At 67.3% G+C, this 849-nt stretch carries 2 protein-coding genes; one reads left to right on the top strand and one right to left on the bottom strand.

Features of this window, described 5'->3' with window-relative positions; all coding sequences use genetic code 11:
- Positions 1 to 168 (bottom strand): TetR/AcrR family transcriptional regulator (locus tag A5712_RS23455; protein ID WP_156766738.1); only part of this gene is annotated, 168 nt, incomplete at its 3' end.
- Positions 169 to 228: 60 nt separating this feature from the next.
- Here A5712_RS23455 and A5712_RS23450 point away from each other — a divergent pair.
- The gene (locus A5712_RS23450; RefSeq protein WP_068110526.1) at positions 229 to 849 is read left to right on the top strand and encodes a TetR/AcrR family transcriptional regulator; all 621 of its coding nucleotides are present in this window, start codon (positions 229 to 231) and stop codon (positions 847 to 849) included.

Here is an 849-nt window from a genome sequence, read left to right as displayed (position 1 = left end):
GTACAGGCTCGCGCTGGTCATGTCGGCAGCCTTGGCGATCTCCCGAATTGTCGCCTGGGAGTAGCCCACCTCCCCCACGCAGCGCATCGCCGCGGTGATTATTCGAGCGCGGGTCCGCTCGCCGCTGGCGCCTACCGGGCGCCCCAACTGCGACCGCGCGGCGTTCATGCGGGCGCACCTCCGAGCAGGAACCGGATATTAATTGATCGTTCGATTATATTCGACGGCATGCTAGGTCGCCCGGTCGGCGCCAGCGGCGAGGAGACTCGCCAGCGGATAATCGTCGCCACCATGCGGTGCGTGGCCGGCGTCGGCTACTCGCGCGCGACCATCCGGGAGATCGCCAAGGCTGCCGACATGACCAGCGCGAGCCTGTACCACTATTTCCCGAACAAGTCCGAGTTGCTCACGGCGACCGTCCGGGAGATCGACGAGATCGCGTTGCCACGGGTGCGGTCCGCCGCGGCGCATTCCGATGACGTCGTCGAGCGCCTCGAGGCGATGCTGGACGAGCTGGACAGGTTGCTGCGCGAGTATCCGCACCTGGCCGCGTTCGAACGCGCGATGCGCGGGCATGCCGGACTAAAAGGCTTGCGCGACACCATCGATGACATCGTCCGGGACGCTCAGGCGCGGGGAGCGCTGTCGCCCGATACCGACCCGGGCGCCGCGGTCAACGCGATCTACGCGCTGGCCCGTGGGCTGACGGACCGGTCGGCCAACCTGACCGCGGACGCGTACGCCGACACGCTGGCGTCGGCCAAAAAGCTGCTCAGGGGAACGCTTTTCGAGCCGCGAGCGAGTCGCCGAGCGTCCACAGCGCAACGCCGATCAAAACGAGATCCTTGA

Source organism: Mycobacterium sp. E2327, assembly GCF_001672675.1.
In the GTDB taxonomy this organism is placed as follows: Bacteria; Actinomycetota; Actinomycetes; order Mycobacteriales; family Mycobacteriaceae; genus Mycobacterium.
Note: the sequence above shows the minus strand (reverse complement) of the source record. Positions and strands in the feature narration are given on the sequence as shown.